We start from the raw sequence: 13,536 nt of genomic DNA on the forward strand, positions 1-13,536 counted from the left end.
GAAAGTCGTCATCGGCAGGTCTATGTTGCCCTAGTTTTCTTTACCGGGTAGATTTACGTCGAACAGGCCGGTTTGGCAACGCGAGCGGACTCGCATGGCGATGGGCAGGCAAATCTCCGTTTTCCTTACCTGCGACACGGACCGTCGGCGGTGACGCCTGGCGCCGCCGCCTTTCCCGAAAAGGATCCCATGCGAGACGGGATCGCTACGCGTTGGGGTGTCATTCCGCCCCCAACCGGACCCAGCCACCAGCGGCGCATTTTTCAACAGCCCCGGCCGTTTGTTGAACAACCGTCCTTAACAATCCGAGTGTCCGGGCAAAAAAGGCTTGCAATGTAGGATTCTAAATCGTTCACCCTTTGTTCCGTACTCATGGTGAGTCGGGCTTCGCAGGGGAACGGGTCGCTCCAGCTCCAGCGGGGATGATGAATGTAACGAACCAGGAGGATGTATGCGTAATCGCTTAATCCCGTCGGGCGCTCTCGCCTGCGGCGTGGCGGCTCTGTCGCTGCTCACGTCCGGCGTGGCCGCCCAAGAAACGAGCACACCGCCCGCCACACAGGACGAGGCCGTTCCTCAGGCTGACCCGGCTGTGGTCAACGCCCGCCAGAACCGAACCGATGATCAAGCCGTTGCCGGTTTTCTCGATCGCAAGCGTGAGCGGCAAGCCCGCCGTGAAACCGCTCTCGGTCGCCGTGGTGCCGGTGGGGACCAGCAGGAGCTGCGTCGTCTCTACCGTGCGCTCAACATCCCTCGTCCTAACCCGCGTGCACAAATCTCGGCCGCGAACCAGTCGGCGCTGGCGGAGAGCTTCGAGACTGACTCGATCCAGCTTCTCCAGTCGCTCGACTTCAAGCCGGCACGGGTGCGTCGCCTCGCGGATGCCGGGCTCAACCCGCTTCAGGCGGCCGCAGCCTATACGCGTGGGACAGCGAGTGTGACGGACTACGCGTTGCTGTCCGACGTTGTCGCGGTCGCCCGGGTTGTCGAAGTACGGAACGAGCGGCTGGGCGACGGTTTCCGTTCGACGGTGCTCCTTGAGATCACCGACTCGATCCTCGGCCGTGCTCCCAATCGGCCGATCGCACTTCGTCAGCGCTCGGGCGAGGATGAGAATGGTCAGACGCTGCGGGTAACGAGCGAGCTTCAGGCCGTCGATGGTCAGAGCTACCTCGTGATGCTGTCCGCGGGGCTTTATGGCCAGCTTGCCACCGAGGGAGCTGGAAATCCTGCTGCTTCCGCACGGGGTGCGGCCAGGAACTATGTCCAGCTCGGGCCAACGTACCTCGTCCAGGGCGACACGCTGACGCCGGTCGACACGGGCGAGGTGTCCCCCACGACGCTCTCGCAACTCAAGGCAACGCTCGCGCCGGTCGCGCGGGCTCGGAACACCGCGGATGACGCCGCGCCGGCGCAGGAGACGGTACAGTGAAGAAGATCACGCTCATCGCGGCCTTGGCCGCCATCATCAGCTCGGGCTCCGCATCGGCGCAGACGATCGGCCCGCGCTGGCCGACCACTACCAAGTCGGTGTACCTGCACATCGCCATGCCGGCGGGCTGCGACCCTGCCCTCGGGCGAGCGGTCAGCAACTGGAACGCTCAAGGGTCGCGCTTCTACTATCAGTGGGACGCGGCGAATAACCTGACCACCACGCGAGGGACCGAGACCACGGCTCAGATCGTGACCGTGGAGGACGGCTATCCCACCAACTCGACCGCCCTCGCGTCGACCAACCTGTGGACCAGCGGATCGACCATCACCCAGGCAGACGTGATCGTGAAGGCCGATTACCTCTGGTATTATGGCGATGAGTCGGGTGGGCGGTTCCATTGCCCGTCTACTCGGTCGAGCCCTCCTTCCGGCTCGTTTGATTATGAGTCGACCATGACGCATGAGCTCGGCCATGCTTTGGGCTTCGGTGAAGCCAACAACACGGCGTGCGTCATGCACTATAGTCAGCCGGCGGGCGTGGTGCGTCGCACCCCGTGCTCGACGGAGACGACAGCGCTTCGCAACGCCTACGGAGTGCGGTGATATGAGGGTCGCGGTGTGGTCGGTAGCGGGATTGCTGCTAGTGTCCTGCTCGCCGAACGCACCGCAACCCGAGGTCCCGGCCGGCTGGAAGTCGGTCGGGATCCCTTCGTGCTGCACGGTCGCCATTCCATCAGATGCGACTCTGAAGGCGGGAAAGGACCCGGTAGACGATCCGGTGTTCCTGCTGCGCGGGCCGGGCTACGAAGGCATGTTCACAGTGACAGGCCGAGGATCGGCGCTGCCGATCGCGAGCTCCGGGACCAACTACAAAGCGGATCAGCTCACGCTCGACGGCCGCCCCGCAGGCGTAGCTTCCTACCGTGTCGCCGACCCGAACTATCCCGAGCGCCGCAGCCTTCTGTGGACGTTTGCTGGGCGGAACGACGGATCGGGGAAGAACCTGGTGCTTGATCTTTCCTGCAAGGAAACGGGTTGTGCCGTATTCCTGCCTATGATCGGCTCCCTCGACGCAAAACCATGAATACTCGCTGCCTTATGGGTCAATGCCGACCGGGAAGCCGATCCGGCTTGTCGGCCGGCTGGAGCGTTCGTTATGGGGCGACGACGACTTTGGCCGGTTCCAGCTAGACGACGCCGCGGTCATCGCAGTCGACGGGCCACGTTGAGGCGGGCCCGGCTGGGCCGAAGGTCGAGCCCACGGGTTGGGTAGGCGGGATAACGACGCAGCCGCTACGATCGGGGCGGTTCCTTTATACCGGCTGGGGCATGAAGAGAATCCTATCCCGACCATTGATCCCATTCGGGACGGTCGCGGCCAGCGCGCTTCGACTGGTTCAGTCGTAAACGTATATCTGTGCCCGCTCTATGCGCCACCCGCTGTTCGCAAAAGCCTTCCTTTCTGACGACCTTGCCGGCGGGCCATGGTAAGCGTCCGGTCGAAACCGTTGTCGGCAATGGCCAGTTTCGGGATGCGGGTGGCGGCACCGGAATGACCGATTGGAGGGTGGGTGTGCGCCGGTCGGCTTTTAGGCCGCGCATTCAATATAGAGGACATTGAACCGGCGACGAAGTTGGACCGTATGCGATCTGTCCGGCTTGCGCATTAGAAACTAAAATGCTGCCGTACGGCTTCCGACACCATTCGCGATATTTAAGAAAGGGTTGAGAATCGATCTCAGACGAAAGCGAAAGCTGGTGCCAATCCAAAGGTCGACGGATCAACATCTGGGCTTTTCAGTTGGTGACCTAAACAGATACGATGGATTAAGTTCACCTACCCCCTAAAACGGCGACCATCGTCTTGCTGCGTTGCTCTGGAACTGCGCGCTTGCCGCTCATTCGACCAAAGTCTATGAGACGAGCGTCGGCAGAATCAAATGTCGATAAAGCGTGCCGGTAACGGGAACGCAGTGAGGTCTCGATAGGCCAATTCTGCGGCTGTCCCTGCAACTGTAAGCGGCGAGCGCGTAACATGGGTGGGGTTGGCTCCACAACCACTGGGCGGCAATTGTCGTCTGGGAAGGTATGTTTCGTGCGACAACCCGTGAGCCAGGAGACCGACCGGCGCGTGTCGCTCTTGCCGGGCTCATGGGATTGGCCAGGCGCGAAACGAATTTCGTCCGGGCGACGAGTAGCGGTTGGAGCCGCATCGGCAGGACTGCCGGGGGATGCACGCGTCCGTCCCTAGCAGTCTCGTCGACCGCACTCGTGCGGACGCTCCGGCCAAGTCGCCCGGCGCCCCGGAAATTCGTTCTCATGAAATACATTCACCTGTCGCTTCTGTCTTCCGTGCTTCTGCCGGCTCCATCGCTCGCTCAGACCATCGATCCCGCTGCCGATCCAGAGACATCCAACACCTCGATCGTCGTCACCGGGAACCGCGCCACCGATCCCATGCCGCTCGACCGGATCGGCGGATCGGTCACCGTCCTCGACGAGCAAATCCTCGACCGGAGGCAAGTCCGCGAGGTGTCCGACGTGCTCCGCGACGTCCCAGGGGTCGCGGTCGGACGGGTTCCCGGTCAGACACAGCTTCGGTTGCGCGGTGCTGAAGCCAACCATACGCTCGTCCTCGTTGACGGGATCGAGGTGTCGGATCCCTATGCCGGCGAGTTCGATTTCGGAACGCTTATCGCCGACGAGGCTTCGCGGATCGAGGTGCTGCGCGGACAGCAGAGCGCGATCTACGGGTCGGACGCGATCGGCGGCGTCATCCAGTACATCACTCTCGACGGCCGCGATGCGCCCGGGGCGGTCGCGCGGATCGAAGCCGGTTCGTTCGGCATGGTGAACGGTGCTGCCCGGATCGCTGGATATAGTGGCGATCTCGACTACGCGCTGTCCGCCACACTCAATACCACCGATGGCACGCCAGGCGCCCGGAACGGCACGCGCGATCTTGCGAACGACAGTGGTGCGGTCTCGCTGAAGACGACGTTCGCGCCATCAACCAATGCACGCCTCACTGGTGTATTACGCTACGCGCGCACCAATGCCGAATTCAACGACAGCGATTCCGATCCGGGAAGTCCGACCTTCGGATTCCAGGTCGATAGCCCCGGCAACCGCTTCGAGAACGAGGCTATCTATGTGCTCATCAGGGGCGAGCTAGACTTGCTCGACGATCGCTGGACCCAAGCGTTTTCGGCCCAGATCGCGGATACCCGGCGCGACGGTTTCGCTTCGACTGGACGCAGCTATGGCAGCGAGGGCCAGAGGTTGAAAGGGTCCTACGATACGACGTTGCGTATCGAGGCTGGCGGTCTGACCCACCGGGTCACGGCGGCTCTCGATGTCGAACGCGAACGCTTCCGTAACACCGATCCGACCGGCTTCGCATTCACCGGTCGCCGACAGATCGACAATGTCGGTCTCGTCGGCCAGTATGCGATCGATCTCGGAGACCGAGCGAGCGCGTCCGCATCCATCCGCAGGGACTGGAACGACCAGTTCGCCGATACAACCACGTACAGGCTTCAGGCGAGCTATCGGATCGCTGCGGCTACGCGAGTGCGCGGGGCCGTCGGATCGGGGGTGAAGAACCCCTCGTTCTACGAACTATATGGGTTCGTGGACGGCCGTTTCATCGGCAATCCCGACCTCAGGCCCGAGAAGTCGAGCGGATGGGAGATCGGGATCGACCAGTCGCTGTTCGGTGAGCGCGCTTCAATCGGGGTCACCTATTTCGAGAGCGAACTGGACGAAGAGATCTTCACTTCTTTTCCGCCCCCGAACTTCGTCGCCAGCCCTGGCAATCGCGATACCGTATCCAAGAGAAACGGCGTCGAAGTGTTCGGCGAGGCGCGCTTCGCGGAAGCTTGGCGCGTCAATGGAGCCTACACCTATCTGCGTTCCCACGAGGATGGCGCGCGCGAAGTGCGGCGGCCCTCCCATACCGCCAGCCTGGCTGTCGACTGGCGCGCTCCCAAGGATGCCGGAGGGGTCACGCTCGTTGCGCGCTACAATGGAGAGACGATCGACAGCGCTTTCATCGATCCCTCGTTCGTGCCGGTTCGCGTGCAACTGGACGACTACTTTCTGCTGAACGTCAACGCCGACGTGAGGGTGATGGATAATGTCGAGCTGTTCGGCCGAGTCGAGAATTTGACGGCCGCCGATTACGAGGATGTCTTCAGTTTCGCGACGCCCGGACGCTCGTTCGCCATTGGCGCGCGCGCGCGTTTCTAAGGAGAATTTCGATGACGGATGAAATGATAGCAAAGTCCGACATTGCGAGGTTCGCATGGCCTGTCACACTTGCCTTGGCGACGGTGGGCGGATCGCTGGTTGCCGCCTGCATGATGCCGTTCGTGGCTGTTACGATCGTGACCGCCGCGACCATGCGCCGCTCGCTCGCGTTAACGACGATCCTCGCGATCTGGGCGACCAACCAGTTGCTGGGGTTCACCGTCCTCGGCTACCCGCACACGGGATATGCGTTCGCCTGGGGCGGTGCGCTGGGCATCGCATCTATTCTCGCCATGCTCGCCGGTGCCATCATCATGGGAGAACAAAACGAGCTGAGCACCCTCCGGACATTTGGCGCCTTTCTGATCGGCTTCGCTGTTTACGAGGCTGCGCTATTCGGGTTTGCTTTGGTGGTAGGCGGGACAGAGACTTTCACGATGGCGATCGTGGGACAGATCTTCGCGAACGATGCATTATGGTTCGCAGGACTGTTGTTGGCGTCCTGGCTCCTCGCCAGAGCCGCTCCCACGCTATTCGGACCTTCTCCGCGAATACGGTTCGCCTGACATGGCGCAGCCGCGCATCGTGTCCCTCCTGCCGAGCGCGACCGAAATCGCCGTCGCACTCGGATTGGGAGAGAGCCTCGTCGGTCGCTCGCACGAATGCGATTATCCGCTTTTCGTAAAGGCATTGCCGGTCGTCACGTCGACCAGACTCGAGAAAGGACTGACGTCGCGGCAGATCGACGACCGGATCCAGGAAATCGTGAGGCAAGGACTGTCGGTATACGAAGTCGATACCGCGCTTCTGCGGGACTTGCGGCCCGACCTCATCTTGACCCAATCGCAATGCGCGGTCTGCGCGGTCACCCCTGCCGATCTGGAAGAAGCACTCGGCGACTGGATCGGAACCGCCCCGACGCTGCTGTCGCTGGCACCCGATACATTGGAAGATGTATGGAGCGATTTCGCTAAGGTCGCCGAAGCGGCGGGAATTCCCGAGCGTGCATCATCGGTCGTCGGTGACTTGAAGGAGCGGATGTCAGGGCTATCCCGAAGTAGCGCGGAGAGGATGGATCGCCCGCGTGTCGCCGCGATCGAATGGATCGATCCGCTGATGGCTGCAGGAAACTGGGTACCCGAACTAATCGAGGCGGCCGGCGGTCACCCATTGTTCGCGCGAGCCGGAGAACATTCCTCGTGGCTGAATTGGGACGACTTGATTGCCGCCGATCCCGATCTGATCGTTGCGATGCCCTGCGGATATCTGTTGCCACAAACGCTCGCCGATCTGGGGTCGCTCGTCGACCACTTCGGTTGGAAAGACCTTACCGCGGTTCGCAAAGGGAAGGTCTTTGCCGTTGATGGCCACCATCTTTTCAATCGTCCTGGCCCACGACTCGTCGAATCGGCTGAACTGATCGCGCAGTTGGTTGGGGCGACGCCAACACAGGCATTGGAGATGGGACGGGATTGGATCTCCATCGATGGGGTTTGACGATGTTTTTCGCGCTATTCGACGCGAAACGAGCGCATCAGCCCTTGTTTTCAAAGCTGCGTACCGATACTCAAAATCAGCTGCATGCAAAGTTGCGCGCATTCAGCTTCAAGTTCGCACCGGTAACGGGAACACAGTGAGGCCCTCCAAGGTCAAATCTGCGGCTGTCCCTGCAACTGTAAGCGGCGAGCGAGAAATACTGGCGGGTCACTCCGCAACCACTGGACTGATTGTTTGGTTCGGGAAGGTGTATTTCAAGTGATGACCCGCGAGCCAGGAGACCGACCGGAGCGAGTCGCTCTTGCCTGATTCATGGGATTGGTCGGGCGCGGAATCATTTTCGTCGGAGCGACGATAAGCGGCTTGGATTGCTCCGAGCACGCCCGGTCGGCGTATCGCGTCCGTTGACCAGGCTGCTCGGCCGAGGTCCGGAGATCCAAGCCACTATATCGGCGTGAAGGGCTCAGAGCCCACGGAGAAAATACCATGTTCAAAACTAAAACGAAGGTTCTGGCACTCTCGGCTGCAATCGCATTTGGCTCTTCTGCCGCGGTTGCTCAGCAAACGGATATCGGGCCATTTCTACCCGAAGTGGGACAGGCCATAGCTGCGGCCGAGCAAGGTGCGCAAAACATCTGTGCTTCGAATGGCGGTCTGGCATCTTTCAACGTCATTCGCATAATCCAGAACGCCGGTTATTTCGCGGCGCAATTTGAGTATTCATGCAACGGTTGATTCTCAGGCCACTTCGCATTGAATGAGAACGATGAACGGCGCTGGCTTAAACCCGGCGCCGTTTTCGACTGCGGTTCGCGACCGCCCTTTTGTCGACCGCTGACATTCTGAATTTTTCGCGACGATTTGTTGTGTCTCGGAGAGTGTAGCGCGTAGCTGCCGCTAATACGATCAACTGTTTTTGGGCGTTCAGATCTCGTACCAGAATGGCTGGGATTGAGGCGCGTTACCAACGACAACCGGTTCTTCATGAACGACCGCTTTTGGCGATAGGTCGAATGCGCTGCTACCACCGAAATGGGGTCGCTTGCTGAATGTCGGCTTCTGGCGGAAAATCGCAGATAGCTGCCATCGGCGCAATGGGTCCTCACGCAGCGTCGGGGTCACTGGAACGAGCCGCCTTCCACGCCCATGGCAGGAGCTCGTCGAGGCGGTTGATGGGATGGCCTTTGCCGATGCGGTCGAGGACGTCGGTCAGCCAGACCTGCGGGTTCACGCCGTTGAGCTTGGCGGTCTCGAGCAGCGAATACGTCGCGGCTGCCCGCTCGCCGCCGCAATCCGCGCCGGCGAACAGCCAGTTCTTGCGCCCGACCGCGATGCCGCGCAGCGCGTTCTCGGCAAGGTTGTTGTCGATCTCGAGCCTTCCGTCCTGGGTGTAGGCGAGCAGCGCTGGCTTCAGCTTGAGGGCATAGCGCAGCGCCTCGGCAAGCGGTGAGCGCGCCGATGCCTGGTCGAGAGCGCTGTCCGCCCACGCAAAGAAGTCGAGGGCAATGAGCTTTGATGCTGAGCGCTGGCGCAGACGCTCCTGGGGAGGTTCACCCTCGATCAACCGTTCGACCTCGTAGAGCTGCGCGATCAGGCCGAGTCCCTTGCGCGCAGCGGATCGATGATCGGCAACAAGCACATCGTGCAGCTTGCGCCTCGCATGCGCCCAGCAAGCGACGGGGGTGATGGGACCCGGCTCCCGGCCTGGGTCGTAGAGCGCGTTGAACCCGGCATAGGTGTAGGTGCTTGCAATCGTAGCGGCGTTTGCTTGCAAACAGAGCCTTTTTTTGCTCGGATTATCTGACAACCGGCTCGGCGATCTGCTCGCGCTATCTGCCAGTGTGCTCGCCATCATCCTGCGCTGCTCGCAATCATAAAGGTCTGCTCACATCCCCTGCCAGCGAAACAGGGCGTCAGCGCGGCACCCGGATGGAACCTTCCGCGATCCCCTCGGCGACATTGGAGAGCATGACGGCGTAGCGATGCAAACCGGGGAAGCGACCAGCGTTCTTGTCGATTTCACCGCCGTATCCGGCGTCGAGCAACGCCTTGAAGTCGGGCATCACGTCGAACATGCCGCCGAGCAGATCGATATCGGAGGCCCCGGTAAGCAACAGGGCGTTCGCATGGGCGTCGAGACGCTTCATCGTTTCCAGCATTTCGGTCCTGGTCATCGCATCCTGTCCGCTTGCGGGGTTCCATCGCCTAGCACGACGCGCCGGCCCTGTTCGCGAAAACCTTCCTTTCTGACGACCTCGCGGGCGGGCCATGACGACAACGCATTTCTGCGGCCCGCCGCTTGTCAGAACTGTTCTGGAAACCTGCTTCGCAAAAGCGCTTGCCGGCTACGGGTTTGGAGAGCCCATTGGCACGGAGCGTGAGCACAACGCCCCGTTTGCAAGCAGCGCCGGATGATGGCGAGCACACTGGCAGATAATTCGAGCAGGACGCTCCCCGCCAGTGGCAGAAAGCGTGAGCAGGAAATCAGGCTGTTTGCGAGCACACGCCGCTATGATTGCAAGCGCCTACACCTATGATGGCGCCACCACCAGCGTACGCACCAATGTGGGCAAGGCGCGCAGCTATGGCGGCGAGGCCAGCTTCACGATCCGCCCGGTGCGCCCGATGACCATCAATTTCGGCGTCGCGCTGCTCGACACGAAGGTCACCGCGATCGAGGCGATCACCGCTGCCGAAAAGGCGCGCCTGGGCAACGACTTGCCGTTCGCGCCGAACATGACGCTGAACGGCTCGATCCGCTACGAGTTCGCGCTGAACGATCGCATGACGCTGACGCCTCAGGTCGATGCCCGCTACGTCGATGCCTATTATGGCGATCTCGACAATACGGCGCCGGTCGGGGACTTCGCGCTCGTCAATGCGCGCATCGATCTCAAGATCGACCAGCGCTGGACCGTGGCCGGCTTCGTGCGCAACATCGCCGATGTCGATTACACGACCGGCGGATCGGCGACGCAGGCATTCAGCGGCACGCCGCGCACCTGGGGCGTTTCGCTCGGGGCGCGTTTCTGATGGCGCTGACGCGGCGCGGCGTTCTTGCGGGATCGGCGGCGGGCGGGCTTTTGCTCGCCGCCGGTCCCGCCGGGGCAAAAACGAACATGGTCTTCGCGCATGGCGTGGCGAGCGGCGATCCGCATGCCGACAGCGTCCTGCTGTGGACCCGCGTGACCGATCCTGCCCATGGGCCGGTCAGCGGCACATGGGAAATGGCCGAGGATGAACTGTTCACGCGCATCGCTGCGCGCGGATCGTTCAGCACATCGGCGGCGCGGGACCATACGGTCAAGGTGATCGCCTCCGGCCTGAAGGCGGGCCGCGAATATTTCTACCGCTTCCGTGCCATGGATGTCAATCGGCGTCCAAAAAGGACCCCCTATCGGCGTGCAAAAGGGACCCCCTTCGTCGAGCAGCGTGACGGGTATGACGGGCGCTTTGTTCGCGCTGGTTGCGGCGTAGGGCGGGCGTAGCCCGACCGGAGGCGCAACCAGCGCGAAGCGTTCTCTGCCGGTGGTCCTGGGCGTCAACTGCGGTGCTTGAAGCGCCAGCTGTCATTGCCCGTTTCGACGATGTCGCAATGGTGGGTAATGCGGTCGAGCAGCGCGGTGGTCATCTTGGGGTCGCCAAAGACGGTCGGCCACTCGCCAAAGGCGAGGTTCGTGGTCACGATGACCGAGGTCTGCTCGTAGAGCTTGCTGACGAGGTGGAAGAGCAGTTGGCCGCCCGAGCGGGCGAACGGCAGGTAGCCAAGCTCGTCGAGCACCACCAGATCGAGCCGGGAGAGCTGGGCTGCCAGCGTGCCGGCCTTGCCAAGACGCGTTTCCTCCTCAAGCCGGTTCACCAGGTCCACCGTGTTGAAGTAGCGTCCCCGGGCGCCGGCCCGTACCACATTGGTGGTGATGGCGGTGGCGAGGTGCGTCTTGCCTGTGCCCGTCCCACCGACAAGCACGACGTTGCGCCGGCCCGGAAGAAACGAGCCGCTGTATAGCGAGCGCACCAGTCCCTCGTTGATGGGGGTGTCATCGAAGACGAAGGCGTCGAGGTCCTTCACCGCGGGCAACCTGGCGGCCGACATCCGGTAACGGACCGACGCTGCATGGCGGTGCGTCGCCTCGGCACGCAGCAGGTCGGTCAGGACCTCCATGGTCGTGCGCTTGCGCTGGAGACCGGTGGTGACCGCCTCGTCGAAGGCGCCAGCCATGCCCTTCAGCCCCAACTCGGTCATGGCCGTCATCATCTCATGCCGCTGCATGGAGGCCTCGCAGGCTGTCGTAGCGGGTGCAGTCGGCGCGGGGCGGGTGGCGCAGCGCCAGGTCCTCGGGCGTGACGATGGTCAGCGGCCGGGGCGGCTCGCGTCGGCGGGCCAGGATGTTGACGATGACGTCGTCGCTGGCGGTGCCCGCCAGCAATGCTTCGCGCACGGCCGCTTCCACCGCCTCCAGCCCGTCGTCGAGCACGGCTGCCAGCACGCGCACGAACCGCCGGTCGGCATCGTCACCGGCGCCGAGCTTGCGGCGCAGTCGTGACAGCGCAGGCGGCAGCTCCCAGCCCTGGAACGGCGCGCCATTGCGCAGGGCGCCCGGCTTGGTCACCAGCACCGGCAGGTAATGCCAGGGGTCGTAGATGGTCCGGTCACGCCCGAAGAACCGGGGATGGTCGGCGACGACCTGGCCGTCGCAGCGCACGACGATGCGGTCGGCATAGGCGCGGACCTGGACAGCCCGCCGAACCGCCCGGGCGGAGACGGAGTAGCGGTTGCGGTCGAAGCTGATGAGGCATGTGCCGCTCACCGCGTGCTCGCTCTCATGGAAGCCGTCGAAGGGCGCGACGACCGGCTGGAGCACGCCACGCTCGGCAGCCCATGCCTGCGCGACGGTCAGCTCCTTCTGCTCCGGATGCCGGTGCATGTCGGCCCAGCGACGACACTCCGCCTCCAGCCAGCCGTTCAGCTCCTCGATGCTGGCAAAGCGCAAGCGCGGCTGGAAAAGCCTGCCACGCGCGGTCTGCACCTGGTTTTCGACCTGGCCCTTCTCCCAGCCTGACGCCGGCGAGCAGGCCGTCGGCTCGACCATGTAGTGGTTGGCCATGACCAGGAAACGCCGGTTGAAGACCCGCTCCTTGCCGGTGAACACGCTCGTCACCGCCGTCTTCATGTTGTCGTAGATGCCGCGCGTCGGCACGCCTCCGAAGAAGGCGAACGCCCGCGCATGGGCGTCGAACACCATCTCCTGTGTCTCGCGCGGATAGGCTCGCACATACATGGCCCGCGAAGCGCACAGCCGCACATGGGCGACCTTCACGCGCATCGGCTTGCCCGCGATCTCGACGTCCTCGTGGCTCCAGTCGAACTGATACGCCTCGCCCGGCCGGAACAGCAGCGGGATGAACGCCGGCGCATCCATCACATCGCGACGTCGCGCCTGCCGCCAGCGGGACGCATAACGCCGCACCGCGTCGTACGAGCCGTCGAACCCCTCGCGTAGCAGCAGGTCGTGGATGCGCGTGAGGCGCAGCTTCTCGCGCCGCGGCCGTGCCTCGTCTTCCTCCAGCAACGCATCCAGTCGCGTCTGAAACGGCCCCAGCTTCGGCAGCGGCTGCACCTCCCGCCGGTAGCCCATGTCCGCCTCCGGCGCCCGGATCGCCTTGCGCACCACCTTGCGCGACAGGTGCAGGTCCCGCGCTATCGCCTTGATGGCCTTCCCCGACGCGTGCTCGCGCCGGATCCTCAACACCGTCTCCAATACCAGCATCCCGATCTCGCCGCCTGACACACCGCCAAGCGAGCACCCTAGACCACCGGGATGAGGGGTCCTTTTTCGACGCCGATCACCCCGCTACCGGGGTCCCTTTTCCACGCCGATCCACAAGCGTGAGCAGGAAATAGCGCTGTTGGCGAGCAGACACCGCTACGATTGCAAGCCCCTACACCTACCCGGGCGAGCCCATGCTAAGGAGCCGTTGAGAGCATCTATCGGGCAAGCCGATCGAGGCGGCCGCCTCGCCGGCTTCGGCGCCGACCTCCGAAGCAAAGGACAGGCTGTACTCCCGCCCGATCGGAAACCGCCTACCTCCCACGACGATCGCGTCGCCGCGAGCGTCGAGGGTCGATCCTAGCGGCAGGACCGGCGTCAGGACGGTGGAGCCGACGCGGACCTGAAGGCAGCCATCCTTCACGAAGAAGGTGCCATAATCCCGTGTGGCGTTCCGCAACCGGTTCGCGGCCTCCGGCAGCTCGGTCACGACCGTCACGCCCGAGCTTTGGCCAACCGCGAACGGCCATACCTTCTTCTCCCGGTCAGCGTTACAGGCGGCGAGCGCCCCTAACGCCAACATCAT

General features: G+C 63.0%; 13 protein-coding genes, 1 pseudogene and 2 riboswitches. Of the genes and pseudogenes, 9 read left to right on the plus strand and 5 right to left on the minus strand.

What is annotated here, in order from left to right; genetic code table 11:
- Nucleotides 1-451: 451 nt before the first annotated feature.
- The 7 genes from COA07_RS18045 to COA07_RS18050 all read left to right on the plus strand — a co-directional run bounded on the left by COA07_RS18045 (nucleotide 452) and on the right by COA07_RS18050 (nucleotide 7,917).
- Nucleotides 452-1,432, plus strand: a complete 981-nt coding sequence (locus COA07_RS18045; RefSeq protein ID WP_037447557.1) for a hypothetical protein — start codon at nucleotides 452-454, stop codon at nucleotides 1,430-1,432.
- Complete coding sequence (locus tag COA07_RS16060; RefSeq protein ID WP_035386815.1) at nucleotides 1,429-2,037, plus strand: zinc metalloprotease; 609 nt, start codon at nucleotides 1,429-1,431, stop codon at nucleotides 2,035-2,037. Before COA07_RS18045 ends, COA07_RS16060 begins: the two co-directional genes overlap by 4 nt.
- A 1-nt stretch (nucleotide 2,038) precedes the next feature.
- Nucleotides 2,039-2,518 carry a hypothetical protein gene (locus COA07_RS18640; RefSeq protein WP_231376736.1) on the plus strand — a complete coding sequence of 160 codons (480 nt, stop codon included), beginning with the start codon at nucleotides 2,039-2,041 and terminating at the stop codon, nucleotides 2,516-2,518.
- A gap of 827 nt (nucleotides 2,519-3,345) precedes the next feature.
- Nucleotides 3,346-3,577: riboswitch (cobalamin riboswitch) on the plus strand.
- 176 nt (nucleotides 3,578-3,753) lie between these two features.
- On the plus strand, nucleotides 3,754-5,685 hold the full coding sequence (locus COA07_RS16070) for a TonB-dependent receptor plug domain-containing protein (protein WP_037447551.1): 1,932 nt from the start codon (nucleotides 3,754-3,756) through the stop codon (nucleotides 5,683-5,685).
- An 11-nt stretch (nucleotides 5,686-5,696) separates the two neighbouring features.
- Nucleotides 5,697-6,251: a hypothetical protein gene (locus tag COA07_RS16075; RefSeq protein WP_051749615.1), complete on the plus strand. Its 555-nt coding sequence runs from the start codon at nucleotides 5,697-5,699 to the stop codon at nucleotides 6,249-6,251.
- A gap of 1 nt (nucleotide 6,252) precedes the next feature.
- A complete protein-coding gene (locus COA07_RS16080; RefSeq protein ID WP_037447548.1) occupies nucleotides 6,253-7,182 on the plus strand; it encodes a cobalamin-binding protein in 930 nt (309 codons plus the stop codon).
- A gap of 103 nt (nucleotides 7,183-7,285) precedes the next feature.
- A riboswitch (cobalamin riboswitch) is annotated at nucleotides 7,286-7,486 on the plus strand.
- A 182-nt stretch (nucleotides 7,487-7,668) separates the two neighbouring features.
- Nucleotides 7,669-7,917 carry a hypothetical protein gene (locus tag COA07_RS18050; RefSeq protein WP_119587874.1) on the plus strand — a complete coding sequence of 83 codons (249 nt, stop codon included), beginning with the start codon at nucleotides 7,669-7,671 and terminating at the stop codon, nucleotides 7,915-7,917.
- A gap of 367 nt (nucleotides 7,918-8,284) precedes the next feature.
- Here COA07_RS18050 and tnpC read toward each other — a convergent pair.
- Both tnpC and COA07_RS16090 read right to left on the minus strand, forming a co-directional pair.
- Nucleotides 8,285-9,001 (minus strand): annotated as a pseudogene (gene tnpC, locus COA07_RS16085) (IS66 family transposase); the annotation flags it as partial.
- Between the two features lie 94 nt (nucleotides 9,002-9,095).
- Entirely contained in the window at nucleotides 9,096-9,356 is a 261-nt protein-coding gene (locus COA07_RS16090) for a hypothetical protein (protein WP_015449245.1), read from the minus strand.
- Nucleotides 9,357-9,693: 337 nt separating this feature from the next.
- Here COA07_RS16090 and COA07_RS16095 point away from each other — a divergent pair, with 337 nt between their 5' ends.
- Nucleotides 9,694-10,215, plus strand: coding sequence for a TonB-dependent receptor domain-containing protein (locus tag COA07_RS16095; protein WP_093067816.1), 522 nt, complete (start codon nucleotides 9,694-9,696; stop codon nucleotides 10,213-10,215).
- The gene (locus COA07_RS16100) at nucleotides 10,215-10,670 is read left to right on the plus strand and encodes a PhoD-like phosphatase N-terminal domain-containing protein (protein ID WP_096641337.1); all 456 of its coding nucleotides are present in this window, start codon (nucleotides 10,215-10,217) and stop codon (nucleotides 10,668-10,670) included. Before COA07_RS16095 ends, COA07_RS16100 begins: the two co-directional genes overlap by 1 nt.
- A 53-nt stretch (nucleotides 10,671-10,723) precedes the next feature.
- Here COA07_RS16100 and istB read toward each other — a convergent pair whose 3' ends face one another.
- The 3 genes from istB to COA07_RS16115 all read right to left on the minus strand — a co-directional run bounded on the left by istB (nucleotide 10,724) and on the right by COA07_RS16115 (nucleotide 13,536).
- Nucleotides 10,724-11,452, minus strand: coding sequence for an IS21-like element helper ATPase IstB (istB, locus tag COA07_RS16105; protein ID WP_017977237.1), 729 nt, complete (start codon nucleotides 11,450-11,452; stop codon nucleotides 10,724-10,726).
- Nucleotides 11,439-12,950, minus strand: a complete 1,512-nt coding sequence (gene istA, locus COA07_RS16110) for an IS21 family transposase (protein ID WP_096641338.1) — start codon at nucleotides 12,948-12,950, stop codon at nucleotides 11,439-11,441. Before istA ends, istB begins: the two co-directional genes overlap by 14 nt.
- Before the next feature lie 178 nt (nucleotides 12,951-13,128).
- Entirely contained in the window at nucleotides 13,129-13,536 is a 408-nt protein-coding gene (locus tag COA07_RS16115; protein ID WP_037447536.1) for a hypothetical protein, read from the minus strand.

Source organism: Sphingomonas adhaesiva (genome assembly GCF_002374855.1).
GTDB lineage: Bacteria > Pseudomonadota > Alphaproteobacteria > Sphingomonadales > Sphingomonadaceae > Sphingomonas > Sphingomonas adhaesiva.

Coding starts and splice junctions, on each gene's coding strand:
- COA07_RS16075 (WP_051749615.1), top strand. CDS start 5,697: ATGACGGATGAAATGATAGCAAAGTCCGACATTGCGAGGTTCGCATGG.
- COA07_RS18640 (WP_231376736.1), top strand. CDS start 2,039: ATGAGGGTCGCGGTGTGGTCGGTAGCGGGATTGCTGCTAGTGTCCTGC.
- COA07_RS16070 (WP_037447551.1), top strand. CDS start 3,754: ATGAAATACATTCACCTGTCGCTTCTGTCTTCCGTGCTTCTGCCGGCT.
- COA07_RS16095 (WP_093067816.1), top strand. CDS start 9,694: ATGATTGCAAGCGCCTACACCTATGATGGCGCCACCACCAGCGTACGC.
- istB (WP_017977237.1), bottom strand. CDS start 11,452: ATGCAGCGGCATGAGATGATGACGGCCATGACCGAGTTGGGGCTGAAG.
- COA07_RS18050 (WP_119587874.1), top strand. CDS start 7,669: ATGTTCAAAACTAAAACGAAGGTTCTGGCACTCTCGGCTGCAATCGCA.
- COA07_RS16115 (WP_037447536.1), bottom strand. CDS start 13,536: ATGATGTTGGCGTTAGGGGCGCTCGCCGCCTGTAACGCTGACCGGGAG.
- COA07_RS16090 (WP_015449245.1), bottom strand. CDS start 9,356: ATGACCAGGACCGAAATGCTGGAAACGATGAAGCGTCTCGACGCCCAT.
- COA07_RS16100 (WP_096641337.1), top strand. CDS start 10,215: ATGGCGCTGACGCGGCGCGGCGTTCTTGCGGGATCGGCGGCGGGCGGG.
- istA (WP_096641338.1), bottom strand. CDS start 12,950: ATGCTGGTATTGGAGACGGTGTTGAGGATCCGGCGCGAGCACGCGTCG.
- COA07_RS16080 (WP_037447548.1), top strand. CDS start 6,253: ATGGCGCAGCCGCGCATCGTGTCCCTCCTGCCGAGCGCGACCGAAATC.
- COA07_RS18045 (WP_037447557.1), top strand. CDS start 452: ATGCGTAATCGCTTAATCCCGTCGGGCGCTCTCGCCTGCGGCGTGGCG.